The organism is Flagellimonas sp. MMG031, assembly GCF_040112705.1.
In the GTDB taxonomy this organism is placed as follows: Bacteria; Bacteroidota; Bacteroidia; order Flavobacteriales; family Flavobacteriaceae; genus Flagellimonas.
The window spans coordinates 1,160,400-1,184,763 of record NZ_CP157804.1 but is presented as its reverse complement, the minus strand read 5'-3'; the positions used below and the strand labels follow the sequence as shown (position 1 = coordinate 1,184,763).

General features: G+C 44.6%; 24 protein-coding genes. 10 read left to right on the top strand and 14 right to left on the bottom strand.

The features are described from left to right. Positions 1–166: 166 nt before the first annotated feature. On the top strand, positions 167–1,267 hold the full coding sequence (locus tag ABNE31_RS05290; protein WP_349352639.1) for a heparan-alpha-glucosaminide N-acetyltransferase domain-containing protein: 1,101 nt from the start codon (positions 167–169) through the stop codon (positions 1,265–1,267). Between the two features lie 7 nt (positions 1,268–1,274). Here ABNE31_RS05290 and ABNE31_RS05285 read toward each other — a convergent pair whose 3' ends face one another. Genes ABNE31_RS05285 through ABNE31_RS05275 form a run of 3 tightly spaced genes read right to left on the bottom strand, consistent with a single transcriptional unit; the run spans position 1,275 to position 3,847 of the window. Further along, positions 1,275–1,631, bottom strand: coding sequence for a hypothetical protein (locus ABNE31_RS05285; RefSeq protein ID WP_349352638.1), 357 nt, complete (start codon positions 1,629–1,631; stop codon positions 1,275–1,277). A 36-nt stretch (positions 1,632–1,667) separates the two neighbouring features. Further along, a complete protein-coding gene (galE, locus tag ABNE31_RS05280; RefSeq protein WP_349352637.1) occupies positions 1,668–2,690 on the bottom strand; it encodes a UDP-glucose 4-epimerase GalE in 1,023 nt (340 codons plus the stop codon). Between the two features lie 2 nt (positions 2,691–2,692). Next, on the bottom strand, positions 2,693–3,847 hold the full coding sequence (locus ABNE31_RS05275; RefSeq protein ID WP_349352636.1) for a DegT/DnrJ/EryC1/StrS family aminotransferase: 1,155 nt from the start codon (positions 3,845–3,847) through the stop codon (positions 2,693–2,695). An 88-nt stretch (positions 3,848–3,935) separates the two neighbouring features. Between ABNE31_RS05275 and ABNE31_RS05270 the strand changes: the two genes are divergently transcribed. The 3 genes from ABNE31_RS05270 (at position 3,936) to ABNE31_RS05260 (ending at position 6,850) form a co-directional block, all read left to right on the top strand. Continuing rightward, positions 3,936–5,171 (top strand): glycosyltransferase N-terminal domain-containing protein, encoded by a 1,236-nt coding sequence (locus ABNE31_RS05270; RefSeq protein WP_349352635.1) that lies wholly within the window; start codon positions 3,936–3,938, stop codon positions 5,169–5,171. A gap of 32 nt (positions 5,172–5,203) precedes the next feature. Continuing rightward, positions 5,204–6,595 carry a sugar porter family MFS transporter gene (locus ABNE31_RS05265; protein ID WP_349352634.1) on the top strand — a complete coding sequence of 464 codons (1,392 nt, stop codon included), beginning with the start codon at positions 5,204–5,206 and terminating at the stop codon, positions 6,593–6,595. Between the two features lie 105 nt (positions 6,596–6,700). Next, positions 6,701–6,850 carry a hypothetical protein gene (locus ABNE31_RS05260; protein ID WP_293284128.1) on the top strand — a complete coding sequence of 50 codons (150 nt, stop codon included), beginning with the start codon at positions 6,701–6,703 and terminating at the stop codon, positions 6,848–6,850. On the opposite strand, the gene ABNE31_RS05255 is transcribed toward ABNE31_RS05260, so the two are convergent. From ABNE31_RS05255 to ABNE31_RS05230, 6 genes are all read right to left on the bottom strand, one after another. Continuing rightward, positions 6,847–7,473, bottom strand: a complete 627-nt coding sequence (locus ABNE31_RS05255) for a hypothetical protein (RefSeq protein WP_349352633.1) — start codon at positions 7,471–7,473, stop codon at positions 6,847–6,849. The genes ABNE31_RS05260 and ABNE31_RS05255 overlap by 4 nt on opposite strands. A gap of 44 nt (positions 7,474–7,517) precedes the next feature. Beyond that, a complete protein-coding gene (locus ABNE31_RS05250) occupies positions 7,518–7,817 on the bottom strand; it encodes an HPF/RaiA family ribosome-associated protein (RefSeq protein ID WP_179383618.1) in 300 nt (99 codons plus the stop codon). Between the two features lie 76 nt (positions 7,818–7,893). Next, entirely contained in the window at positions 7,894–9,216 is a 1,323-nt protein-coding gene (locus ABNE31_RS05245; RefSeq protein ID WP_349352632.1) for an ATP-dependent 6-phosphofructokinase, read from the bottom strand. A gap of 12 nt (positions 9,217–9,228) precedes the next feature. Then, complete coding sequence (gene pckA, locus ABNE31_RS05240; RefSeq protein WP_349352631.1) at positions 9,229–10,845, bottom strand: phosphoenolpyruvate carboxykinase (ATP); 1,617 nt, start codon at positions 10,843–10,845, stop codon at positions 9,229–9,231. 18 nt (positions 10,846–10,863) lie between these two features. Further along, positions 10,864–12,699 carry an SLC13 family permease gene (locus ABNE31_RS05235; protein WP_293287313.1) on the bottom strand — a complete coding sequence of 612 codons (1,836 nt, stop codon included), beginning with the start codon at positions 12,697–12,699 and terminating at the stop codon, positions 10,864–10,866. Between the two features lie 18 nt (positions 12,700–12,717). Further along, positions 12,718–13,509: a universal stress protein gene (locus ABNE31_RS05230; RefSeq protein ID WP_293287315.1), complete on the bottom strand. Its 792-nt coding sequence runs from the start codon at positions 13,507–13,509 to the stop codon at positions 12,718–12,720. A 194-nt stretch (positions 13,510–13,703) separates the two neighbouring features. Between ABNE31_RS05230 and ABNE31_RS05225 the strand changes: the two genes are divergently transcribed. The 3 genes from ABNE31_RS05225 (at position 13,704) to ABNE31_RS05215 (ending at position 16,331) form a co-directional block, all read left to right on the top strand. Next, a complete protein-coding gene (locus tag ABNE31_RS05225; protein WP_179383613.1) occupies positions 13,704–14,672 on the top strand; it encodes an ROK family protein in 969 nt (322 codons plus the stop codon). Between the two features lie 102 nt (positions 14,673–14,774). Then, entirely contained in the window at positions 14,775–15,488 is a 714-nt protein-coding gene (locus tag ABNE31_RS05220) for a DUF2490 domain-containing protein (RefSeq protein WP_349352630.1), read from the top strand. A gap of 111 nt (positions 15,489–15,599) precedes the next feature. After that, positions 15,600–16,331, top strand: coding sequence for an energy transducer TonB (locus tag ABNE31_RS05215; RefSeq protein ID WP_349352629.1), 732 nt, complete (start codon positions 15,600–15,602; stop codon positions 16,329–16,331). A gap of 50 nt (positions 16,332–16,381) precedes the next feature. On the opposite strand, the gene ABNE31_RS05210 is transcribed toward ABNE31_RS05215, so the two are convergent. Both ABNE31_RS05210 and ABNE31_RS05205 read right to left on the bottom strand, forming a co-directional pair. Further along, on the bottom strand, positions 16,382–17,584 hold the full coding sequence (locus ABNE31_RS05210; RefSeq protein ID WP_349352628.1) for a succinylglutamate desuccinylase/aspartoacylase family protein: 1,203 nt from the start codon (positions 17,582–17,584) through the stop codon (positions 16,382–16,384). 1 nt (position 17,585) lies between these two features. Then, positions 17,586–19,433, bottom strand: a complete 1,848-nt coding sequence (locus ABNE31_RS05205; protein ID WP_349352627.1) for a CBS domain-containing protein — start codon at positions 19,431–19,433, stop codon at positions 17,586–17,588. Positions 19,434–19,618: 185 nt separating this feature from the next. On the opposite strand from ABNE31_RS05205, the gene hemN reads away from it, so the two are divergent. Genes hemN through ABNE31_RS05190 form a run of 3 tightly spaced genes read left to right on the top strand, consistent with a single transcriptional unit; the run spans position 19,619 to position 21,821 of the window. Further along, positions 19,619–20,977, top strand: coding sequence for an oxygen-independent coproporphyrinogen III oxidase (gene hemN, locus ABNE31_RS05200; protein ID WP_349352626.1), 1,359 nt, complete (start codon positions 19,619–19,621; stop codon positions 20,975–20,977). 18 nt (positions 20,978–20,995) lie between these two features. Then, on the top strand, positions 20,996–21,424 hold the full coding sequence (locus ABNE31_RS05195; RefSeq protein WP_349352625.1) for a universal stress protein: 429 nt from the start codon (positions 20,996–20,998) through the stop codon (positions 21,422–21,424). Then, complete coding sequence (locus ABNE31_RS05190) at positions 21,381–21,821, top strand: universal stress protein (RefSeq protein WP_349352624.1); 441 nt, start codon at positions 21,381–21,383, stop codon at positions 21,819–21,821. Before ABNE31_RS05195 ends, ABNE31_RS05190 begins: the two co-directional genes overlap by 44 nt. Before the next feature lie 97 nt (positions 21,822–21,918). Here ABNE31_RS05190 and ABNE31_RS05185 read toward each other — a convergent pair whose 3' ends face one another. Genes ABNE31_RS05185 through ABNE31_RS05175 form a run of 3 tightly spaced genes read right to left on the bottom strand, consistent with a single transcriptional unit; the run spans position 21,919 to position 24,362 of the window. After that, positions 21,919–23,187 (bottom strand): acetyl-CoA hydrolase/transferase C-terminal domain-containing protein, encoded by a 1,269-nt coding sequence (locus ABNE31_RS05185; RefSeq protein WP_293287329.1) that lies wholly within the window; start codon positions 23,185–23,187, stop codon positions 21,919–21,921. A gap of 15 nt (positions 23,188–23,202) precedes the next feature. Next, on the bottom strand, positions 23,203–23,913 hold the full coding sequence (locus ABNE31_RS05180) for a sulfite exporter TauE/SafE family protein (protein ID WP_349352623.1): 711 nt from the start codon (positions 23,911–23,913) through the stop codon (positions 23,203–23,205). Between the two features lie 2 nt (positions 23,914–23,915). After that, positions 23,916–24,362 carry a FixH family protein gene (locus ABNE31_RS05175; protein ID WP_349352622.1) on the bottom strand — a complete coding sequence of 149 codons (447 nt, stop codon included), beginning with the start codon at positions 24,360–24,362 and terminating at the stop codon, positions 23,916–23,918. Positions 24,363–24,364: the final 2 nt, after the last annotated feature.

Genomic DNA, 24,364 nt, shown 5'->3' with positions numbered 1-24,364 from the left:
ATACGGGTTTTAGCGTTCATATGCTTGCAATGCCCATAAATTCTTCTTCAAATTTACAACTATATCACAGAATAAACAGGATAGCACTAAAAATGAAATTTTTAACTGAAATTAACAGGGGAAACTAAAAATAATTTAACTTCGGGGGCCAACTAATCAAACCAATATGTCCTTATTCAAAAACCGATACCTCTCCTTGGATGTCTTTAGGGGATTGGATGTCGCCTTGATGATCATTGTAAATTCTCCCGGAAACTATTCCACGACCTTTTCGCCATTGTTGCACGCCGAATGGAACGGTTTTACGTTGACCGACCTGGTTTTTCCTACCTTTTTGTTTGTAGTGGGCAATTCCATGAGCTTTAGCATGAAAAAGTACGAAAGCATGGGGCAATCGGCAGTGTTCAAAAAAATATTGAAGCGAACGGCCATTATCTTTTTATTGGGCTTTTTAATGTACTGGTACCCATTTTTTGACGACGGACAGCTAAAGCCTTTTTCCGAAACACGAATTTTTGGAGTTTTGCAACGAATTGCGCTCTGCTATATGTTCGCCTCGATCATTCTTCACTTCGTGAAGACCAAGACCGCCATTTGGCTCAGTCTGGCCTTTTTGGTGGGCTATCATTTGATCTTGATTAGTTTTGGGGATCTTACCTTGACCGGAAATGCCGTGCTTCAACTGGACCAATGGTTGATCGGTACCGACCATATGTATAAAGGTGAGGGCATCCCTTTTGACCCTGAAGGATTGCTGAGCACCCTGCCCGCCATCGTCAACGTGATTATTGGGTATTTGGCCGGACGATTTATCCAAAACAATGGCCAAAACTTCGAAACCGTTGCTAAATTGATGATGGTCGGTTTTGCGTTGGTGTTTGCAGGCCTGGCCTGGGACCTTCTATTACCCATCAATAAAAAGCTATGGACCAGTTCCTTTGTGTTGCTCACCTGCGGTATTGATCTTTTTGTCATCGCCATTCTCATCTATCTCCTCGATATGAAAAAAATGAAGGGGTGGAGTTACTTTTTTGAAGTCTTTGGCAAAAACACCTTGTTCATTTACCTTTTATCAGAACTGTTCATCATCACCTTGTTTGCCATTGATATGAACGGTCAATCGCTGTACAATTGGATAGCCGATACCGTTTTTATCTCTTGGTCGGGCGGCTATGTGGGCTCGTTCCTATTCGCGCTATGGGTGATGCTCACCTGTTGGCTGGTAGGGTATATTATGGACAAGAAAGGCGTTTATGTAAAAGTCTGACCTTTGGTCAGCGGCTATATTTGGCCTTGTACCAGACTTTTTGCCATTCCCGTTTCAACAATAAGAAAGATACTTCCGCCGAAATGTCGACCACATCGGCGGGAGCTATTTGTTTGACTTCCTTTTCGGAAATATCCACCACATACAACAAGTTCAGGTATTCCGGAAACTTCTCCACCATTAGAAAATAGACTTTCTCGTGAATGGTACTTTTGAGCTCTTCCGGAGCGATGTCCAAAGGAATATTGATGGGCACATTGGCCAATTCAAAATCCTTTTTGAGCTGATGCAGCAATTTGTGATAGAGTTGCTCTTGCTGGACCGCTTCCAGCAACTCCAGACTGTTTGCAAAGTTGGATAGCATACCCTATTTACGATAAAAAAGGCGATTCAGGACGACTTAAGTGGCATTTCTCACCTTTTTCTCCCATTCCCAGGCCGATTTCATGGCATCGTCCAAACTGGACTCCGCTTTCCACCCCAATACTTGATTAGCCTTAGTGGTGTCGGCGTACGCCTGAATGACATCCCCTGGACGTCTGCCCACGATTTTGTAGTTCAACTTTTCCCCGGAAACACGCTCAAAGCTCTGTATTACCTCCAAAACAGAACTGCCTTTTCCGGTACCTAGATTGAAGACCTCGTAGTTGCTTTCGTTCTTGTTTTCCAACAATCGTTGAAGAGCAGCAACGTGCGCTTTTGCCAAATCCACTACGTGAATGTAATCCCGAATACAAGTACCATCTTCGGTGGGGTAGTCATCCCCAAATACAGAAAGCTCTTTGCGTAAACCGATTCCCGTTTGGGTAATGAAAGGAACCAAATTTTGGGGCACTCCAATGGGCAATTCACCCAACTTAACGGAAGGGTGCGCACCAATGGGATTAAAATAGCGGAGGGCAATCGCTTTGAGTTCTGGTGTTACCTTGCACACATCGAGAATAATCTCCTCGCCTACCTGTTTTGTGTTTCCGTAAGGGGATTCCGCTGGTTTAACCGGGGCGGATTCGGTAATCGGCATTTGGTCTGCTTCGCCATAAACGGTACAGGAGCTGCTGAAAATAAAATTGGCTTCGCCTTTTTTCTTCAGCTCTTGAAGAATGTAGACCAACACCCCAAGATTGTTCTCGTAATACAACAATGGGTTTTCCACGCTTTCCCCTACCGCTTTGGATGCCGCAAAATGAATTACCCCTGCAATGTCGCTATGCTTTTTGAAAAAATCTTGGACCTTTGCTTTTTCCCGAAGGTCAAATTCTTCAAAAATGGGTGTTTTCCCGGTGATTGCAGTTATGCCGTCCAAAACATCCTTGGAAGAGTTGGAAAGATTGTCCACTATGACCACCTCATGGCCTTCATTCTGTAGTTCCACTGCGGTATGGGAACCAATAAAGCCCAAACCACCGGTTACGAGTATTTTCATGTTTATGTATTTACAAAGTCAATGACCAAATTGGTTATGTAATCAATTTGCTCGTCATCCAACTCCGTATGCATCGGCAGGGAAATCACCTCGTTTACCAACTGATTGGTCACAGGGAAATCATCTTCATTGTATCGCTCATCGGCATAAGCCTTTTGCTTGTGCAACGGTACTGGATAATATACACCACAAGGAACGTCGTTATCGTTTAAATGTTGCACAAGACCGTCCCGTTTTCCGTTCAAAATACGAAGGGTATACTGATGGAACACATGACAGTCGCAAAGACTTTTCCCAATTTCGCAGTCACAGGGTATGCGCGGTGGCACAATATGCTCTTGTCCACGGAACGCCTTGGTATATTTTGATGCTGCCTCCCAGCGCTTTTGGTTGTAATAATCCAATTTCGGGAGCTTGGCCCGCAATACCGCAGCCTGAATGGAATCCAGACGCGAATTGACACCGACCACATCGTGATAATATCTTTTGTACATCCCGTGGTTTACAATTCCACGAATGGTATGTGCCAAATCATCATCGTTGGTAAAAATGGCACCCCCGTCCCCATAACAGCCCAAGTTCTTTGATGGAAAGAAAGAAGTGGCTCCTATATGGCCCATGGTTCCTGCTTTCTGTTTGGAACCATCTTTGGAAAAATAAGACCCGCCAATGGCCTGTGCGTTATCTTCAATAACATATAGGTCATGCTTTTTAGCCAGTTCCATAATGGCATCCATATCAGCACATTGCCCAAACAGATGTACGGGAACAATGGCTTTTGTTTTTGGTGTGATGGCCCTTTCAATGGCTTCAACATCAATATTAAAGGTATCTTGACGCACGTCCACCAAAACAGGGGTCAATTGCAACAAACCGATAACCTCCACAGTTGCAGCGAAAGTAAAATCGGCCGTAATCACCTCATCGCCAGGTTTCAAACCGAGTCCCATCATGCAAATTTGGAGGGCGTCGGTTCCGTTAGCGCATGGAATCACATGCTTTACCCCTAAATAATCCTGCAATTCGTTTTGGAACGCTTGCACATGCGGTCCATTTATAAATGCGGAGGAATCCAAGATTTCCGCTATGGCTTCGTTGACCTCGGTTTTTATCCCTTCATACTGACCTTTGAGGTCAACCATTTGAATTTTTTTCATCCGAATAAATTAATGCTTCAAAATTAAGAAATTAAGATGCCATAATGGCCCTTGACCGAAAGAATGTATTTTAGCAAAAAAGAAGCCTTTGCATTTTATCTACCATATTCTTTTAAACATAGGCTGGTTTGGCCTGCATGTGGTCGCACTCTTTAATGCCAAGATCAAATTGTTCGTACGGGGACGGAAACAGACTTTTTCCATTTTGGAGGACAAATTGCACCCTACAGACAAAACCATTTGGATGCATGTAGCTTCCTTGGGTGAATTTGAACAGGGACTGCCTATTTTGGAGCGTTTGCGTGCCCAATACCCGAAACATAAATTGGTGCTCAGCTTCTTCTCGCCTTCCGGTTATGAGGTTAAAAAGAATACCTCAGCAGCCGATGTGGTGGTGTATCTGCCTATGGACAGTCTATCGAACGCTAAACGATTTTTAAAGCTCGTTCATCCCGAACTGGCCATTTTTGTGAAGTATGAGGTTTGGCCCAATTATCTCCATCAGTTAAAAAAGAGCAACACCCCTACGATTTTGATTTCGGCCATTTTTTCCAAGAGGCAGATCTATTTCAAGCCGTATGGAGGATTTATGCGGAAAAGCCTTCGAAAATTCGATACCTATTTTGTACAGGACGATGATTCCAAAAAACTATTGGACTCCATTGGCATTACGAAGGTGCAAGTGGGAGGCGATACCCGTCTGGACCGTGTTTCCGAAATTCTGGAACGCAACAACCGTTTGGATTTTATGGACCGTTTCAAGAACAATCAACTGTGTTTGGTCGCGGGAAGCACTTGGCCAGAGGACGAGTCCATTCTTATCGATTACATCAACCGTACCGAAGAGCGCTTGAAATTTGTCATCGCCCCCCACCAAATCAAACCGGCACATGTTGCTAAAATTACCGCTGCACTCCAAAAACCTTCCATCTGTTATTCGGCATTGGGTGACCAAAACCTAAAGGAAGTCGATGTACTGATCATCGACACTATTGGGTTATTGACCAAAATCTACAGTTATGCCAATATCGCCTATGTGGGTGGTGGCTTTGCCACAGGATTGCACAATACCATGGAGCCTGCAGTTTTTGGGGTGCCCATCATCATTGGGCCACAATTTGAAGGTTTTAAGGAAGCAGAAGACTTGGTCCGTGAGGGGGGAATCGTCCCGGTATCCAGCAAAGACAGTTTTTCAAATCTGATGAACGATTTCCTTACTCATCCGACCACGCTACAAAACAAGGGGAAAATCAATTCGGATTACATCAACTCCAACAAGGGGGCATCCGATTTGATCATGAAATACATTTCCAAGGTTTTGTAAAATTTGGTTAGCTTTAGCAAAATTCAACCTACATGGACAAACGCATTTTCAGAATTTCGTTGACAGCGGCCCTAGCGGGCTTTTTGTTTGGTTTCGACACCGTTGTCATTTCCGGTGCCAACCAGCCCATAAAGGAAATTTGGCAGACCAACTGGTTCTTGGGCGATTCCATTTTTACGTTCCACGGTATTTTTATCATGTCCATGGCCCTTTGGGGAACCGTATTGGGCTCGCTTTTTGGCGGAATCCCTACCGATAGGTTGGGACGCAAGAAAACCTTGTTCTGGATTGGGATATTGTACTTTGCCTCGGCAGTCGGCTCTGCCTTTGCGCCTGAACCTTACAGTTTTTCGCTGTTCCGCTTTATCGGTGGTATTGGTGTAGGGGCATCCTCCGTGGCAGCCCCAGTCTATATTTCAGAGATTTCCACAGCGCAGACCCGGGGCCGGTTGACGGCCATGTACCAGTTCAATATTGTTTTTGGTATCCTGATCGCATTTATTTCCAACTATCTCATCGGAATTATTTTTGATGAAAGCATTGCTTGGCGCTGGATGCTGGGGATTGAAGGACTCCCTGCATTAATCTACACCCTAATGGTCTTCAAAATACCGAACAGTCCCAGATGGTTGCTCATGAAGGATCGTGCCGATGCCATTGTGATGGAATCCATCACCCTGCTGGGCATTGCCAAGGATAGGGCTTCCATCCATTTGGAAGAAATCAAAATTGCTTTGGTGGAGACCACCGAAAAACAACGGGACAGCCTGTTTTCAGGAAAATATAACAAACCACTCATGCTTGCCTTCTTGATCGCCTTTTTCAATCAACTGTCCGGCATCAATTTTGTGCTGTACTACGCTCCAGAAATTTTGGAACGGGCAGGTCTTGCTTCGGGCGAATCACTCTTTAGTTCCATTTCCATTGGGGTCATCAACCTGATATTCACCTTCGTGGGCATTTCCCTGATCGATAAACTGGGGCGCAAGCAATTGATGTATATTGGTTCCATCGGCTATATCATCAGCTTGGCCATGGTAGGCTGGTGCTTTTATTCGGGCGCAAGTTCGGTATTGCTGCTTACCTTCATTTTGATTTTTATTGCTTCCCATGCCGTGGGGCAAGGCGCTGTGATATGGGTGTTCATTTCCGAGATATTCCCCAATAAGGTGCGTTCCTACGGGCAGTCTTGGGGAACGGGCACACATTGGGTATTTGCCGCGCTCATCACCTTGCTCACCCCTACCTTCCTCGATGCTGAAATTGGTATTTTCAAGGACAACCCCTGGCCCATTTTTATCTTCTTTGCCGGTATGATGGTGCTCCAATTGCTGTGGGTCATTTTTATGATGCCAGAAACCAAGGGCATCAGCCTTGAAGAACTTGGCAAATTGCTCAGCCGCAAAAACGAACGCTCCAAATAATTGGTTTACAGCACATGCCATAAATACACCCGTTAGTCGAATAGTACAGTGAGGCATAGAGGGAATGCGCAAATAATTCCTTAAATTGAAAGAAATTACACTATTATGCCAGATGAAATTAGCTTTGGAAACAAACTTATGGTCGGTTTTTTGCGGATCATGGTCTTCATATTGATTGTGATTCTGATCGCAATTCCGGTTTTGATTATTTTGGACTTTTTAGGGGTTCTAGAGGCCCTTGGCATGTCGTCCTAAAAAATCACATCCACCTCTCCCATTGATTTGGTCACCAATTTGATGTAAGAATCAATGGCCTTATTGATGTTGTGGGGTTCGGTGACATGTACCTCTCCTCTCCAGATCAGTTCAATCTCTTTTCCGATACAGATACAATAGAGTGAGGTTTCTGCGTGATAGATATTAAAGGTATCGTAGTACTCAGGGTCGTAATATATATTTTGATGCTCTAGATAATCCGTGCTGAACCGCATGAACAACTTGTCCACATCGTTAAGGTGTTCTTTAAATGTCCTTCTGTTTTCGGTACCCACAAGTTTGGTAAAAAGGATGGCATCGAACCCTTTATCCAGCAGCTGTTCCTCTACCTCGGCCAATTCCTGCTCAGATCGTTCGGCAGATGTAAATTCCACATCAAAAAGATCGATGCTGCGAACGGCATCCACACCTTGACTTTTGAGCGCTTCGGCAAATTTGGTCTCAAATTCCACCCGAGTGGCATCTTCCTGTGTCATTCCGACCACCAACACCTGATAGGCATCAAAGATCACTGTATCTGGATTCTTCCATGTACCCACCAATCTGGTGGAAGAGCATCCCATGAGGAGCAGAAGACTTATGCCGATTAATGTCGCTTTCATTGTTTAGGTTTAAAGGTTCGTTCGCAGCAAGGACCTAATTATTGTCAGTGCGTACTAAAAGTAGCCTGTCTTTTCTCCAATTGCCTTTTAAGGTCGTCTATGGTTTTGGACATGGACTTCTCAAAATCGTCGGTATTGGACTTTGCAAAAATTCGTGGACCAGGGGCACTCAACTCTATTTCACAGATTTTGCCCTCTCCTGTTTTATCATTCTCCGTTTTGAACAACACATTGGCCTTGATCAACCAACTATATTTTTGCTCCAGCCCCTCTAACTTTTTCATTAATATTTGGGTTAGCGAATCGCTGGTCATCATCTTTTGATATTGAACATGTACTTCCATGATTATTGTTTTGATTATGGTCAAATCTATGACCCTTTCATTTTAAATTTAATGACAATTGTCATTTTCAATTCGATTATTGCCCCAACGAAAATGGCTGTCCCGTACTTTGCAGCACAGAGAACCAAAACTCTCCTTCCAAGTCGATTTTTTTACGCTTTTTGGTTACTTCCGTAATGGGAATGTACACGTATCGGTTATTGATCTTGCTGGCCACGAACTTGGTTTTGCCTGCCATGGCTCCGTGCACGGCGTGATATGCCAATCGGCTGCAGTAAACACTATCACTGGAGTTCGCCGGAGCACATCTCACAATATAGCTAGGATCGATGTACTTAATCGTCACCGGACATTTCTCCTTAAAATAGGCCGCGATTTTTTCCTTTAGGAAAACCCCAATGTCCTGGTGCTGGATATTCCCCGAAGCATCCTTTACTTCTTCCTTTTTAGTGAACAATTGTTGCCCGGCCCCTTCGGCCACCACAATTACGGCATGCTTTTTATACTTCAACCGTTCTTCGAGGATGTTCAAAAAACCATGTTCCCCTTCCAAGACAAAATCCATCTCGGGAATCAGTACAAAATTGACCACGGGCATGGCCAGTGCTGCCGAAGCAGCTATAAATCCACTATCCCTTCCCATTAATTTAATGATGGAAATTCCATTGAAGGCACCTGTAGCCTCATTGTGGGCATCCCGCAAAATGGGACTGGCCACATCAAAAGCCGTCTCAAATCCGAAAGACTCATCAATGAGGTCGATATCGTTATCGATGGTCTTTGGAATACCGACCACACTTATTTTCCCGTTACGTTTCGCAATTTCCTCTCCAATGGCGTTCACCCCTTTTAAGGTTCCATCGCCACCAATTGCAAATAGCATGTCCACTTGATTGTTTTCTAAGGTATCCACCATTACCGAAACATCCTGCCCCCCTCTGGAAGATCCTAAAAAAGTACCTCCAAACTGATGGATATCCTTTACCTTATCCGGTGTCAGCTCCACTAGCTCATGGCCTTTATCTGGATTCAACCCTTCGTAACCATATGGAATACCGATAATTTTCTTGACCCCATAGAAATAATGTAGTGCCATCACCAAGCCACGGATCACATTGTTGATGCCCGGGCACAAGCCACCGCAGGTGACTATGGCAGCCGTCGTGTTTTGGGCATCAAAAAAGAGGTGCTGTCGTGGACCGGCTTTTTCCAGACAGACTGGTTCCTCCTTATTCGCAAGGCATTGATTGAAATAGGAAATCGACGGATCGAATATCAACCGATCCGCATCGCTCACGAAATTAAAGATGTTGTCTCCCTTAACGGTGCTCAATTGTAGGGGCGAACTGTACTTGGACGCCCCTAGGCTTTCTATGTGGAATCTATTTGTATCGGTCACTTGTAATTTATCTTAAAGATGTTCTGTCAAACTATGGTGCGAATCGATCAGTGGTCCCCCGTTCATAATTTCTTCGGAAGCTTGACTTGCAAACTTATCAAAGTTAATATGGAACGAATGCGCCAACTGGATTGCCTTGCTCACATAGGCTCCTTTTTGAAGCCAGGTATTCATGGGGTCTAATATTTCCGTTGGAACCCCAGGGCAATACTTTGGCATATGCAGCCCAAAAATGGGATGGGTATCATAATCCACATCTTCCAATTTACCTTCCAAGATCGCGGAAATCATTGCCCGCGTATATTTCAATTTGATCCTGGATCCCACTCCGTAGGGTCCGCCGCTCCACCCGGTATTGATCAACCAAACGTTTGCACCGGAAGCTTTCATTTTTTCGCTCAACATTTCGGCGTATACCGCTGGATGCAATGGCATAAAAGGCTCCCCAAAACAGGCCGAGAACGAAGGTACCGGCTCCGTAATCCCTGCCTCTGTACCAGCTACCTTGGCCGTATAGCCCGAAATAAAGTGGTAGGCTGCTTGCCCAGGGGTCAATTTAGCGACTGGGGGCAAAACACCAAAGGCATCACAAGTTAAGAAAAAGATATTTTTGGGATTCGATGCGTACGAAGGCTCTTGGATGTTGTCGATATGATAGATGGGATAGCTTACCCTCGTGTTTTGGGTAATGGTACTATCAAAATAATCCACCTCTTTGGTCCCTTCCTTAAAAACTACGTTTTCCAATAGGGCACCTGGACGTATGGCCCTGTAAATATCGGGTTCCTTTTCTTCCGTCAGGTCAATCACCTTCGCATAGCAGCCCCCTTCAAAATTGAATATGGTGTCCTCCTTGGTCCACCCATGCTCATCGTCCCCGATCAATTTTCTATCTGGATCGGCGGACAAAGTTGTTTTTCCGGTACCGGAAAGCCCAAAGAAAATTGCGGTATCTCCCGCTTCACCAACGTTGGCCGAGCAATGCATTGGCAAAACGTCCTTTTCGGTAGGAAGAATAAGGTTAAGGGCAGAGAAAATACCCTTTTTCATCTCTCCGGTATAGGCAGAACCCGCGACCAATGCAATCTTTTTGGTAAAGTTGAGGATGGAGAAGTTTCCGCTCAAGATTCCGTATTGGGATGGATTGGTAGCTTCATATCCGGGAGCACACAACACCAGCCACTCCTCTTCAAAATTTTCCAGTTCGCTGTCGTCCAATCGCAAAAACATGTTTTTGATGAAATAGTTGGACCATGGATACTCCGTAATGGTCCTCACGTTCATCTTATATTTGGGATCGGCACATACTGCAGCATCCCTAACAAAAACTTCCTTTCCACTGAGGTAGTTGACTACCTCATCATATAATTTGTCAAAGTTTTCTGGCGACACGGCCTTATTGATTCTGCCCCACCAAACCTTGTCCTTGGTGTAATCGTCCTTCACCAAAAAACGGTCTTTTGGAGAACGTCCGGTAAATTTACCGGTATTGATGCATAGGGTACCATTTTCGGTCTCGACACCCATGCCTTTTTCCAGAGTAAGTTTTTGTAATGTTTCAGCGTCCAAATTCCATTGCGCCTGGACATTTTTTAATCCGTACTTTCCAAGATCTTTGTTTGTGCTCATATCTTTCGATTTTAATGGTTAGAAGCTCCATATCCATGGAACCAATACTAATGTTGCTATAAAGAAAAGCAGGAGCAAGGGGCCGCCCACTTTTACATAATCCATAAATTTATATCCTCCCGCCACCATCACCATAGCGTTTGTGGTAGTGCCTACCGGGGTCAAGAATGCCGTAGATGCACTCACGGCGACTGCAATCATGAAAGGTTTTGGCGAAACTCCCAATGTGGTCGATGCAATGATGGCGATTGGTGCCATCAAAACCGCAGTTGCCGAGTTGTTGATGGTTTGACTGAAAGCTGCCGTCAACAGGAAGATGCCAGCCAACAAAGCGACTGGGTGGATGCTTCCCAAACTGCTCACCAAACTTTCTGCGGCCAATTGTGCCACTCCTGTTTTTTGCAATGCCAGTCCCATGGGAATCATTGCGGCTATCATCACCACGCTGGTCCAACTTATCCCTTGATATGCCTTGGAGATGGGCACACATCCTGTCAACATCATAATCCCTGCACAGATAAGGGCCGCCATGGCACCTGGCAATATATTGAGAACCAATAGAAGAATCATCAATATCAAGGTACCTAGCGCGATGTAACTCCTTGTGGTCAACTGATCCACGTTTTTGGACAGCGCCTCCGGACTTCCAGATATCACCAGGTTCTCGTATACGGATTTCAAGGCAATAATGTTTTCCCACTGTCCGCGGATCACGAAGGCATCCCCAGCCTTGATCTTGATTTTCCCCATCAAGGGAACGTTATCTCTCGAAACCGCCAAGAGTTGGACTCCCGCCTGTTTGAGGTAGTGTCCCAAGGGCACCGTTTTACCAACGAAAACCGATTTTGGGGTAATGATCATTTCTGCCATGCCCACCTCCTGATTGATCAGCTCCTTTTTGAGCATATCTTTTTCGGGTTTCAATGGAATCACCCCCAAATGAAACTTGAGCACCAACTTATCCACATCTTCAGGCTCTCCCTTTACGGTTATGATATCATGATAGCGCATTTCGGTATCCAAGCCCGGCATTTCCACAAATTGTGGAATTCTTTGGAGTTTGTTGGGATGTCTTCGTTTAAGCCGCATCACGGACACTTTGTGTTCCGATTCAAAATTCCAATCCCCGATCTTGGTATTGATCAATTGGGACATGGAGCGAATACGTAGGCGATATAGGTTATCCCCAATACTGTAGTTCTCAATCCACTTGTGCATTTCCTGATCAATGGCCATAGGTTTGTTATTGGTCCTATGTTCGGGAAGCAGCCTATGTCCTACATATCGAAAGTAAAGGATGGAGATGAGGAGCAATGGCACTCCTATCAAACCAAATTCAAAGAACGAAAACCCTGTAAGACCATTTTGGGCCAAGGCGTTGCTCACAATAATATTGGGGGGCGTCCCTGTTAGGGTCAACAATCCACCTGTATTGGAGCCAAAAGCCACCGGAATCAATAACTTGGAAGGTAGGGTACCTGCATTCCAAGCCGCGGTGACGGTTACTGGCAGCAAAGCTGCCACGGTTCCCGTATTGCTCACAAATCCTGACAAAAGACTGGACCCTAAGGTGACAATTACCAAAAGACGGGAAACGTTCCTACGGGCCCATTTCACAAAAAATTGTCCGGCCATGGCGGTCCATCCTGTTCTGGAAAGTCCTTCGCCAATAATAAAAAGGGCCGCGATCATGATTACCGTGGGGTTGCTGAAACCTGCCAAGGTCTCACCCAAATCCAAAATACCGGTCAAAAAGAGCGATAGCATGGCCATAAGGGCCACAACATCGGGCGGGAATTTCCCCCATATAAACAATATGATGGTAATTCCAAGAATGATTAGCAGTGGCAGCATGCTAGTTATTTCAGAAGGTTAGTCCAGTGCCAACACCGGGATCTCGGAGTGCAAGGTCAATAGTTTGGTGAGCCTGCCCTCCGAAGGTGTACTTTTTTCGGTATGGTTACGGGGCAATATGGTCAACATGTCAATATTTTTCTTTTTGATGTAGTCCAATATCCCTTGCTCTACATCTTCACTTTTAATAAAAGTATGGTCCGCATAAAAATGCTCCAAATAGTACTCCAAAAGGTTCTCGTTGGATTCCTTTATGGCCTCCTCATCGTATACGGATTCTTTGTAAATGGTGAGTACATGGACCCTGGCATCAAAAGAGCGGGCCAAGTCCAACAAGGTTCCCAACACGGCTTTATCCTCAATTTTTTCACCTCCCATGACCAACGCAATGTTCTTGGGCTCCTTAATACCAGTGCCGTAGGGAATGGCAAGAACCGGGCAGTCGGCCTTCAAGACCAATTTTGAAGTATTGGTGATGGCCTCATCGGTAATCTTATCGCCCATGGTGCCCATCATGATCAAATCGGCCTTGCTCTTTTCCTGTACCGAAAGAATGGTACTGATCACCTCTCCCGTATCCGTGGTGAACTCCGGGGCCACTTTTAATTTGGTGTTGAATGAATCCAGCAACTGTAAAAATTCTTTGCGAAGTTTTTCGTTATCAGCCTCGCTCAAGGGCATAGTGCCTACGTAAAGCCCCAAAATGCCGATTGATCTTTGGGTACCTATAAAACTGACGACATATTCCAGGGCGTTTACGGACGCCTCTGAAAAATCAAATGGAATCAATACTTTTTTTAAACTGCTCATACCTAAAATTGTTAATTGGTTGTATTTGTTTTCAAAAGTAGAATCGGACTACGATCTATAACATGACAGAAGTCAGTGTTTTCAACTTTTCCTTGATATTAGCAAAAAAACGGCCGCCATAAAAATCGGGAGGGTTATTTTATTGCCACCTTTTTGGTTATATTTAGAAACCGCAAAACAACACCACTTTAGTTATGGATTTAGTCATTGGGATAGACATTGGTGGCACTAAAACCAAGATCGGCCTTGTTGATGAACAGGGTGTTTGCCACGAACAAACCTTTTTTAGAACGAAGGATTTCCCCAATTTGGAAGAGTACCTGAACAAAATAAAGTCTACCTCCGATGAGCTATTGGACCAATTGGGACAAGATGCCAATGTGATCGGTTGCGGTATTGGGGCACCCAATGCATCCAGTAAAAATGGCACCATTGAAAATGCCAGTAATTTGTTGTGGAAGGGCACCGTTCCCTTGATTGAAAAATTAAAGAAGCGCATGCCCATGCCCATGCGCATTATGAACGATGCCAGTGCAGCCGCACTGGGGGAAATGCTCTTCGGCGGTGCCAAAAACATGACCGATTTTATCGTGATTACCCTCGGTACCGGTTTTGGTGCCGGAATCGTTGCCAACGGTCAGTTGATTGATGGCTATGACGGCTTTGCCGGCGAATTGGGCCACGTGGACATGACGATGGGAGACGGCAGATTGACGGGGCTTGGCGTAAAAGGCGGATTGGAAGCCTATGTTTCCGCCACGGGCCTTAAGCGAACAGTAATGTACATGCAGAGCAAATATTTGGTGGATAGCCGTTTTAGGGATATCGCCTACAATGATTTGCATGGGGAAGATATTACCCAAGCAGCGGAGGAAGGAGACGAAATTGCCCTAAAGGCCTTTGATTATACCGCTCGCATCATGGCACAAGCACTGGCCAATTTTACCGCTTTTACCCAACCGGAAGCCTTTATTTTAATGGGTGGACTCACCAACAGCGGCAAATGGATCATGACCCCTTTGGAGAAGTACTTCAACGGGTTTTTACTTGATGTTTACAAGGGCAAGGTGAAGCTCCTACATTCCAGCATGGAAGGAAAAACCGCTGCAATCTGCGGTGCTGCGGCCCTTATTTGGGAAAACGAAAAGAAAAAACAAGCCTAACCCATCTTTTTTTGCCGAAAAAGGCAGTCTATGACAAACGTCATACTTTGTCGTGGTATTTAATGAAAACCTTTGTACTCCAACAATCAAAAGCGATTGACCATGGGGTTTGCAAAGTACCATTGTGGATGGATTTATTCCTTTATATGTTCCATTCTGCTATCCCAATCCCTTCTTGCACAGCATCCGGAAGAAAACGAGTATGGCTCATGGCTCCTGCTATGCGGAACGGCCAAAGTACATGAAGAGTGGAGCATACCCGCCGTAGGCATCATTCGGCACCACCACATGCTGGATAGGTACGGGTTCTTTTTCTTTAGGACGGGTGCTTCGTATCAAACCGGCCAAAACTCAGAACTTACCGGTGGACTTGCCCTGCTCAACTCCAGTTCTTATTCCGAAACCACTACAGTATCGAATACCAATCAGCTCTGGCTGTATGGTGAGTACACCTTAAATTCAAAATTCAACGATAATTCCATTTCCCATCGAATACGATTTGAGAATAGACGTTCCATTGGTGGTGAGCCGACAAAAGTGAACAATAGGATCCGATATCGGCTACAATATGTTCGGCCCATACGAAACGGTTTCTATTTTAAGGCCTTTGATGAACTGTTCCTTGCCATTGATGGGGATACATTTGATCAAAATCGGGTATTTGTTGGTTTTGGTCGTCAAATGAGCAAGGAGATCAAGGCAGACATCGGTTACTTTAATCATAAGTTCAGCGATTCCAGCGATCATATGCTGCGGTTGAGTATTTCATTCTCTATTGATCTTACAAAAAAAGACATGGCATTATTGACGGATTAAATTGCGTAACCTTTTGACAACAAAAACCTTACCTCAGCCCAAAACCTGATTATTATCATATTCTGCATGATTGAAGAAAGCTACCTTTAACAGAGTTAAATAGTAGAAGTCATGAAACCAAAAAAGAACCCAAACGCAGAAATAGGACGCAATAGCAGTCTTTATTTTATGATAGGACTTACTTCGGTATTGTTCATGACATGGCAATCCTTTGAAGTAAAGTTCTATGACGAGGAATCCAAAGTTTCAGAAGTTGTACAGGTAACCGACGAACTTAAGGAAGATGTACCCATTACAGAAGTAATTCGAACTGCGCCCCCACCACCTCCGCCATCGGCCCCCGATGTTATTGAGATTGTGGAAGACGTAGAAGACGTAAAAGAGACTATAATCGAAAGTACCGAGAGTAGCCAAGAAACCTTTATCGAGGATGCCATAGTGCGTATTGAAGATGTAGATGTGGAAGAAGTGGAAGACGAAGTTGTGGTTCCCTTTGCAGTCATCGAGAACGTACCCGTTTTTCCAGGCTGTGAAAACCTTCAAAGTCAAGAAGAACGCAAAGCATGCTTTAACGAAAAGGTTCAGGAACACATCAAAGCAAATTTCACCTATCCGCCCGCTGCACTGGAGATGGGAATTACCGGAAGGGTATATCTTCAATTTGTGATCGATTCCAAAGGTAGGGTTACCGGTATCCAAAAAAGAGGTCCTGACAAACTTTTGGAAAAAGAAGCTGAACGTATCATCGCTTCCTTGCCCAGAGTGAAACCCGGTGAGCAGAGAGGCAAGGCCGTAAGTGTTAAATACAGCATTCCCATTAACTTTGTGATGAAAGGAAATTAAGCCAACTATCCTCTATACCTAAAGGTCCAAGACAGTTCTTGGGCCTTTTTTTATGATTTGAACCAAGTTGTTTCGCTGTACTCCTGCGATTTGGATGCGCTTTCCCTGTTCTTGGCGATGAGGTGACCGCTATCGTACCTGCGGGCCCGATACCCCAACAGGTGGAGAAAGGGCTTGGCAAAAAAACGGGCTATGCGAAGATTGATCAACAAAGTGTCTTTTTTCTCATCCGCCCACGATACCCCGGGAAGCTTAACCAAAATATGGTCTACCTTAAACTTTCGTAACTTTTTGGAAAGCCATAACAAAAATTGCGGAATTGGACGAATAAAGTAGAATCCTTCGTTGCCCTGTTTTTGATAAAGCGGCATGAAGATTTGCCGGGTCTTTGTGGTTTTGAGGGCCACACCATCCACCGAGGCCAAATTGACTCCCTTGGGTACCACTTGAAAATTGACAAAACCGGGATACATTTCAAAGGTGGACTCGGGACCAATATCATGCTGATGATAAATCTCGAAAAACCGGTGTCTGGGTCTACTGGATTCGGCGACTGCCCCCTTCAATTCCTGAAGTTTTTCAGAAGAAACGGGCATTGATTCGGTCAGTGCCAAGGAATACCGAACAAACTCAATACAACTTTGAACCGCCTTGCCATCATCATGCTGTCCGCTTTCGAAACCCAGCGATACATAGCCCAGTTCATTGATGTAGCTCAATAAGGCTCCTTTTAAGTATTCCTCAATTCCCAGTATAATGGGCAATGGGTAATGTGATGCATAGGTACGGTTCAGCAAACTATCGTTGAGCACCATAAAAGGTGATGTATCGCCCGAAGTGGTATGAAGGTCTAAAAAATAGAATGGAGGGTTTCCTGTTTCTAGGATGGAATCTATCAGGACATACAAATCATGTAGTTCCTTTTCTTCCTTATTGTGAATCTCCTTTTTCTCGACAATCCTTGTGATTCGTTCCGAAAACCAGATCCTGTTCAAGTCTTCGTCCTGGAACCGTTGTCTTGTTGTAAGGGAGCCCAAGTTTCCAGAAATCGCATAAATTTCTCCATTGATGGCGGTGTTGTTCAACTTAAGTTCATCAAATACTTCCTTCAAAGCGAACACACCTGCTGTTTCGTTGCCATGTACCCCGCCAAAAAAAACAAGTGTGGGGCCTCCCTTTTTTCCACGAATATGATCAATGACCCTATCAATTTTTACGGTCTCATCCAATGCCGTGCTATGAACCAATACCATACTACTTCAAATCAACTTTGCTGATGATTCCCACAATGTGGGTGTCCACACAAATGGGCAAACAGCCGATATTGTGCTCGTTCATCAATTCCTTTGCTTTGCTTATCTCGGTTTTGGGCGTTATGGTAATGACATCCTTCACCATGATATCACCTACCCTGGCCCCCTTCTTGTCCAATTGCTCAAACTTTTCGATATGGCTCCAAGTAAGTAGGCCAACGAGCTCACCTTTTCCATTTTCTACGGGCAGGTGATGTATGTTGTTCCATTGCATGATGGAGAGGGCCAAATTGGCATAATCATCCTCATAAAGTTTCATAAGTTTAGTGGACATGATCTGGTTGACCCACTTAAAGGATTCCTTGGTCTCTCCCATATTCTCGATGGGCTTCCATTGGTGTACGGGAATATTCGTCTGCTGATTTTTGTACATAGATCGGGTCAATTGTACGATGGCACTGTCCAGTTTCATTTGTTTGCGGAGTTCCCTAAAGTTATGGATCTGCCACTCTGCACCAGTATTGCCTTTCATTCGTGCTTCAATCACTCCCAAAAGTCGTTCGATATCCTTTTCATCAACATGAAACTTTCTCAGGCCGTCATAGGCCATGGGCAAAAATTCATCCTTAACCAATTTTTTAGCCGTCATATCCTTTCCCATCCAAGAAAACATGGCATTCCTACCACTTGTGGCCGCCCTTAAAAAGTTGAGCTTGGCGGTCCTAAAGTCCATTAGGCTGGGCATATCGTCATATTTTTTGGGTCTACCGGCCATAAGTCCGACCCAGAAAGCAAAGTTGGCCATTTCATCCAAAACTGTAGGTCCAGCTGGAATGTATCTGTTCTCGATTCTCAGATGGGGTTTACCGTTGCCGACTCCATAACAGGGTCGGTTCCAGCGATACACCGTTCCATTGAAAAGACTAAGTGCTTCCAATTTTGGTATTTCACCCTTGTCCAACATGTGCAATGAGTTTTGGGTAATCGGCTTGGTCAATAGAATGCGATGGGTAGAAATATCCTGTTTAAAGATTTCGGCAACGGAGTGCTTTTGCCAGCGTTCACCAAAACCTACCCTTGCCACTTCCTCCCGCAGGGCCTTGGTCCATACCCGGGTATCCAAGCTTTGCTGAAAAAGGGCAATCCGTGTTTCCCGCCAAAGTTCCTTACCCAATAACAGAGGTGAATTACAGCACATGCTCAATACCGGTCCGGAAATAGCCTGTGCCCAATTGTAACTCTTGGTAAAATCTTCGGGAGGTATTTGAAGATGCAGCTGAAAACTGGTATTGCAAGCTTCAAAAAGAACGGAATCATGGTGTAGCGACAATTCATCGACGCCTTTTATGCGCAGGGTGAAATCATCCCCGCGCCATGCTTTCAGGACTTCGTTTATCTTAAAATACCTAGGTATCGGGGTCATAAAATCCATGCCCAACTCATCTTTGCTGATGGTGGGTAAAATACCGGTCAACAAAACCCGGCTACCCTGCTTTTTAGCAGATTGTTTGGCCTTTTCGACCAGTTCGGTGAGTTGATGTTCCATGGAACTGAAACTATCGTTTTTCAGCGTAATGGGATCAAGATTGGCCTCAATATTATAGGTGGCAAATTCTGTGGTGTAGTGCGGGTCGTCCAAATCCTTCAGAATATCCAAGGAATTTGAAGCGGGCCTGTAATCATCTTTGATGAGGCACATTTCCTGTTCGGCCCCTATTCGCACAATATCATCTTCGATCAAGCCGTCTTTGATCATAATTTCCAAGGCGTGGATATCATCGATCAGTTGCTGTACAAATAGTTTCCGTTCCTCCTCGTTGAAAGCGCTTTTTGCAATATGTTCTCCCATGGGACCTAAGTTTGTGCCTACTTCTCCTCCCTATAAAAGTACAGCTTCAATAAAGGGCAAAATATGATACTCGTCAGTACAAGCATTTACCCTATCAGCTTTTTGGGCGGCTATCCTGACAATTATCATGTTTTATGAGAGCCATCAACGGTATTTTTGGCCTATAATCAAAAGGTATGCAGCTTATGTGCGGATTAGTACAAAAATACAATGTTCCGGGCCCTCGATACACGAGTTATCCTACTGTGCCCTATTGGGACATCAATAGTTTTTCAGGCAAAAAATGGAATTCGAGTGTACTCAGGGCATTCGAAGAAAATCCCGAAGAGGGTATCAGTGTATATATCCACTTACCCTTTTGCGAGCATATGTGCACGTTTTGTGGATGCCATAAAAGGATTACCAAGCGCCACGAAGTGGAGCGACCCTATATTACAGCGGTTTTGAAAGAGTGGGAGTTGTATGTTGACCTTTTGGGCTCAAAACCCGTTATAAAAGAGCTTCATTTGGGCGGCGGAACCCCCACTTTTTTCTCTCCCGAGAACCTTAAAATATTGATTGAAGGAATTGTTCGGCTGAGCACCAAAACCGATGATATCGAATTTAGTTTTGAAGGACATCCGAACAATACTACACGGGAACACTTACAGGCCCTTTATGATGTAGGGTTCAGAAGGGTCTGTTTTGGAGTACAGGACTACAATCTCACCGTTCAACGTGCCATTAACAGGATTCAACCCTTTGAGAATGTAAAGAACGTTACCGATTGGGCCAGGGAAATCGGATATACCTCGGTGGGACACGATATTATTTATGGTCTTCCGTTTCAAAATTGTGCCGATGTGGAGAACACCATCATTAAAACCAACGCCATCAAACCCGACAGGATTGCTTTTTATAGTTATGCGCACGTGCCATGGCTCAAGGGCAACGGACAACGTGGCTACAAGGAGGAAGATTTACCATCATCCGTAGAAAAAAAGGCCCAGTACGAAATGGGCAAACGAATGCTTTCCGAATTTGGGTACAAGGATGTGGGAATGGACCATTTTGCATTGCCCACGGACAGTCTGTACAAGGCCTTGGAAAATGGGACACTGCACCGAAACTTTATGGGCTACACCCCATCCAAGACCAAACTATTGGTCGGTTTGGGCGCTTCCAGCATCAGCGATAGCTGGTATGGCTTTGCCCAAAATGTGAAGAATGTGGAGGAATACCAGAATTTGGTTTCGCATGGAGTTATCCCTATTTTTAGAGGACATATCCTTAATGAAGAGGATGAAATCCTCAGAAGGCATATCCTCAATATCATGTGCCGATTTGAGACAAGCTGGAGCGAGGAGGACGAAAAATCGGTTGATTTTGATATGGTGTTGGACAACCTTTCCGAACTGGAGAAGGACGGATTGGTAGCACTGGACAACCAACAGATCAAGGTAACCGATAAGGGAAGACCATTTGTGCGAAACATCAGTATGGCCTTTGACCTTAAATTGCAAAGAAAAAAACCAGATACCCGAATATTTTCCATGACCGTTTAACCTAAAAAAAACAACAAGATGAAAAGTATTATTGTACCGGTTGATTTTTCAAATCAATCAGAAAAGGCCCTAAAAGTGGCCGCTTCATTGGCAAAACAGCAAAAAGCTGAGCTCTTTGTGCTCCATATGCTGGAACTCTCCCCTGCCATTATGGGAGATTCCGGATATATTTCACAGGAACAAGTGGTGCACCTTATCAAACTCGGTGAACAACGATTTGCCGACTTTTTGGACCAACCCTATCTCAAGGAAATAAAACTCACCCCCATTATCAAACATTACAAGGTGTTCAGTGAAGTGGCGGAAGTGGCCGAAAAACACGACGCCGACCTTATTGTGATGGGTTCTAATGGTGTTGATGGATTGGAAGAGATCTTTATAGGCTCCAATACTGAAAAGAGTGGTGCGCACCTCAGATGTACCCGTATTGGTCATCAAAGGGAATGAGGCAGAGGATTTTGACCCCAAAAACTTCGTTTTTGCCTGTGATTTTGAGAAAGAAAGTGTCCCTGCTTTAAAAAAAGCCCAAAAAATGGCAAAAATCCTTGGCTCAAAATTACATATGGTGTACATCAATACTCCAGGTGATGAGTTCCTGAGCACCGCTGATGCCCAAAGCAAGATCGATGCCTTTTTAAAGGAGGCCAATACAGATTTGACCGTAGAGATTTTCAACGATTATACGGTTGAAAAGGGTGTTCTCAATTATAGTGATGAAGTTGATGCAGATCTTATTGGCATCCCTACCCACGGAAGAAGAGGGTTGTCCCACTTTTTTATGGGAAGTATTGGCGAGGACATTGCCAACCATGCCAAAGCACCTGTAATCACCTTTAAGATTTAATATGGATTACATTTTTGATTGGTTTCGTGTAATTCTAACGAAAAGGGGGCAATTTTAAAATTGCCCCCTTTTTATTTTTTTTGCCCTTATTTTCCAATTAACCATGGAATCTTTCGTAAGCCGCTCTTTCCAACTCTTCCCTATGATCGGGGTGGGCAATCGAAATTAAGGCGCTGGCTCGCTGTTTTAGGTTTTTACCGAACAAGTTTACCACGCCATATTCGGTAGCCACATAGTGCATGTGTGCCCTAGTGGTGGTGACACCCGCTCCTTGTTTCAAAAATGGGGTTATTTTGGAAACACCTTTTTTGGTGGTAGCGGACATGGCGATAATAGGCTTTCCTCCCTTGGAAAGCGAGGCTCCCCTCATAAAATCCATTTGACCCCCTACCCCGGAGAACTGGTACCCTCCAATGGTATCGGCACAAACCTGACCGGTAAGATCGATCTCTATGGCACTGTTAATGGCCGTTGCCTTGGGGTTTCTTCGGATTCTGGCCGTGTCGTTGGTATATCCGGAATCCCTAAAATCACAAATGGGGTTATCGTCGATGAAATCATATAATTTTTGAGACCCTACAGCAAAGCAGCTCACAATTTTACCTCGTTTTACCGCCTTTTCCTTTCCATTGATCACACCACTTTCCAACAAGGGCAGCACGCCATCCGAGAACATTTCGGTATGGATACCCAGGTTTTTGTGGTTGCCCAGGTTGGACAAGACCGCATTGGGAATGTTACCGATTCCCATTTGTAGGGTTGCGCCATCCTCGATCAACGATGCCACATGTTTGCCAATGGCGTGTTCCACTTCGGAAGGTTCTGTAGGCAGATGTGCATGAATGGGCCTGTTTACCTCTGTGGCGAACACGATTTCATCGACATGGACAATACCTGTACCATGGGTTCTAGGCACCTGCGGATTAATTTGTGCCACTATTTTTTTTGCAGTTCGGATGGCCGGCAATGCCACATCCACCGATACTCCCAACGAACAGTAACCATGCTTGTCCGGAGGGGATACTTGAACAAAGGCCACATCCAAGGGCAAATACTCGTCGGCAAACAACCAAGGTATCTCACTTAAAAAAACAGGGATGTAATCCCCCATATACGAGTTTACGAAGTTCCTAACGTTTCCGCCCACAAAGCATGCGTTCAGGGTGAAGGCCTCACAATAGGGTTCCCTGGTATATTTGGCATCTCCTTCGGTATGAATGGAAATGATTTCCACGTCCTTCAATTCCTTGTGACGGTCGCAGAGTGCATCGATCAATTCGTTGGGCGTCATTGCCGCTCCTTGGAAAAAGACCCGGTCTCCTGATTTTACAATTCCTACCGCTTCTTCCGCTGATGTTATTTTCATTATGGATTTGATTTTTTAGGGTTGATGGCATTCTATGGTCGCCGTTACTGCATCCGCAGGGGCCGCCTTGGGGGAAACATAAGGGATTCCCAATCCAAGTCCACGTATAATAAACAAAATACCTATGATCACCACAAATACCGGTATCAATTTTTGAATTTTAGCTTTTATGGCACCTCTGATCATTCCTTTGGAATAAACTACGACAGACATTAAAGGGACGGTTCCCAGGCCGAAAATCATCATATAAAGACCTCCCTGCATAGCGTTGCCCATGGCTACAGCGCCCAAAAGGGCCATATACACCAACCCACAGGGCAAAAACCCGTTCAGGAATCCAATGGTCAAAAAAGTGTCCGGTGTTTTCTTTTTCAATTCGGCCCCAAGTTTGGATTTCACCTTACCAATTATCGAATAAATGGGTGTTAAAAGCTTATGCCTGTTCAAATATTTTGCAGGAACCAATACCAAGACAATCATGAGCAGACCTATCCCGATAGAGAGCTTTTGTTGTATCCCGAACAGGGCCAATCCCTTGCCCAACAATCCAAATAGCACCCCTATGATTCCGTAGGCCAACAATCTGCCCAAATGGTAAATGGAGAGCTGTGTGGTCTTTTTCATGGTGTTGCTATGGTCCAAAGGCAACATAAAAGCTATGGGTCCGCACATGCCCAAACAGTGCAGACTTCCCAAAAGTCCCAGAACCAAAGCAGAGGTCAACATGATCAGTACACCAGTTTTTCTTTATGTAAAAAGGAGTTACCTTCGTAATTCCAGTCTATGGAAATGTCCCAGCGACCGTCTACCAAGCGATTGTCAGGTATGAGCAAATGTGTATTGGACAAACTTATAGGAAAGTTAGTATCCAAGTGCTTGTTAGACGGTCTGTATAGGGACACTGTTCCACTTATTTTTTTGGGGTCGAAACGTTCTGGAAAAGAAATGACCAAACCCTCGTCCGTTTTTTCAACGGTAAGGTTGGCACCCATTTCGGTCGCCGTTTTTGAGGCGTCTATCTGTTTTTGATAGGTCAGCTCTTTTTTATAATATTCTTCCGTAACCAAATCGTGGTTGGCCCTGTCATCGGTACTCATCCGTATCACAAAGTATAGGATAAAGCCTATGAAGCCTATAAATGCCAATACGATTCCGGTTCCCCAATTGATTTTCATCG